The 1,811-nt window shown below is 49.1% G+C and carries 2 protein-coding genes and 1 pseudogene; 2 read left to right on the top strand and 1 reads right to left on the bottom strand.

The features are described 5' to 3' along the window. Nucleotides 1-208 (top strand): annotated as a pseudogene (locus tag ACQ4N8_RS28065) (hypothetical protein); the annotation flags it as partial. Between the two features lie 253 nt (nt 209-461). Then, entirely contained in the window at nt 462-1,568 is a 1,107-nt protein-coding gene (locus ACQ4N8_RS28070) for an HD-GYP domain-containing protein (RefSeq protein ID WP_430707663.1), read from the top strand. A gap of 33 nt (nt 1,569-1,601) precedes the next feature. On the opposite strand, the gene ACQ4N8_RS28075 is transcribed toward ACQ4N8_RS28070, so the two are convergent. Next, the coding region (locus ACQ4N8_RS28075; RefSeq protein WP_430707664.1) for a hypothetical protein at nt 1,602-1,811 on the bottom strand (210 nt) is incomplete at its 5' end.

Consider the following 1,811-nt stretch of genomic DNA (forward strand, 5'->3'; position numbering starts at 1 on the left):
AGCGGTGAGCGAGAAACTGGGCATCGCCAAACAAATCATCGAGGATGAGCGATTACTCTCTCACAAGGGGATTCTCTCCGCCATCGATCCGGATGCACGTTTCGGCTGGAAGAGTAGTTCGAAATCGTTCTTTGGCTACAAAGAACATATCGCCATGACGGAAGAAGAGATCATTCCCGCGCTGGAGGTAACACCGGGAAGCACCGACTGAAGCTGCTTTTTCCGTCTTATCGAATTTATTTTCCAGTTCCGAGCCCCCAATACCCTAAAAACGAGGCTTTTGCAGGGCTCTCGTAATGGGGGTCCTTTTTTTCGTTTCCCTTTCTTGCGGAAAAGAAGGATTGCTAGCTATTTTGGTAGCGTACTATAATAACAGTAGTAGTCCGTAGTTCTTTGTTCCTATTTTTGGGAAAATAAAGAGGCCCGGATCCTTAGTAATACCCTTAAGGAGAGAGTAGAGGATGGCAATTATCCCGATCGCGGAAGTTAAACCCGGAGTCAAGCTGTTAAGTCACGTATATAGCCCGTTAGGCGGTCTTTTGCTTCAAAAGGGAAAAGTATTGCTTCCGAGAGATTTGGATATCATACGCGCCTTCATGATACAGCAGGTAGAAATTGATGATCTGCAGAATGCCGAACGTAAGGTAGCGGGAGCAGCGCAGGAACTTCCGAAACCGGCTCCGATCGTCTCCCTGGCCCCGGTTAGCGCGGAGATCGATACTCGTAGCCCCTTGACTCCATTTCATTTGGAGTATGACCGGATGCTGCATTTGACGAAGAGCGCTTTTCAATCCGTCTTGGCCTCCGAACTGCCGATTTACGAGCTCCGCCATCAACTGGAGGCGTTGATCCGCCAATTGAAGCATTATCATGTACTGACCTTTACGCCGCGGAATCGCAATGAATACGACTATTTGTACCATAACGCGATTCTATCTTCGTTGACTTCGTTTCTATTGGCGCAATGGCACGGACTGCCTCAGAAGGATTGGATGCAGGTGGCGTTTGCCGGGCTGCTGCATGATATCGGCAATACGAAAATCGACCCGGAGATTCTTTATAAACCGGCGCCGCTAACGGCGGACGAAGCTGAAGAAATGCGCATGCACACCACTTACGGCTATCAACAGTTGCGCAAAACGGCGGCGATCAACGAGGGCGTCCGGCTGACGGCGCTGCAGCATCATGAAAAAATGGACGGGACCGGCTATCCCTTCCGCTTAACCGGCGACAAGATACATATCTATGCCAAAATCGTAGGGGTCGCTGACATTTTCCATGCCATGACGTTGAATCGGCGTTACCGTCAGGCCAAGTCGCCTTATTTGGTGCTGGAGGAGATTCGCTCCGAGTCCTTTGGCAAGCTTGATCCCGGCGTCGTTCAGACCTTCGTGGACAAGGTAACCCAGTTCCATCACGGTACGCGCGTGCGCTTAAGCAACGGGAGCGTGGGGGAAATCGTGTTCTCCGATCGCAATCATCCCACGCGGCCGATGGTTTCGGTTAAAGGCGGAATCGTCAATTTGATGCACGAAAGACAACTGCATATCGAGGAAGTTCTTTCCTAGGGTTGATATTCGGGGGCGTTTTGGGGTATATTATTACTCACCTGCTGCGTGGGGCAATCTCGGTTGAAAAAACTGGAATCTGGCGATTTCAAAAAAAGACTTGCAATCCATCGCCGTAGGTGATATATTATAAAAGTTGCCGCTGAAACAACGGTAACGAACGAAAACGAAGTTGATCTTTGAAAACTGAACAACGAGTGAGTATAAAAATGAGAAGAAATTCTCGTCAGTTTTTCTAAATGA

Origin of the sequence: Paenibacillus macerans, from assembly GCF_050565405.1 — a bacterium.
Classification (GTDB): domain Bacteria; phylum Bacillota; class Bacilli; order Paenibacillales; family Paenibacillaceae; genus Fontibacillus; species Fontibacillus macerans_B.

Bases quoted from the DNA above. Each gene is read 5' to 3' on its own strand.
- ACQ4N8_RS28070 (WP_430707663.1), top strand. From the start codon at position 462: ATGGCAATTATCCCGATCGCGGAAGTTAAACCCGGAGTCAAGCTGTTA.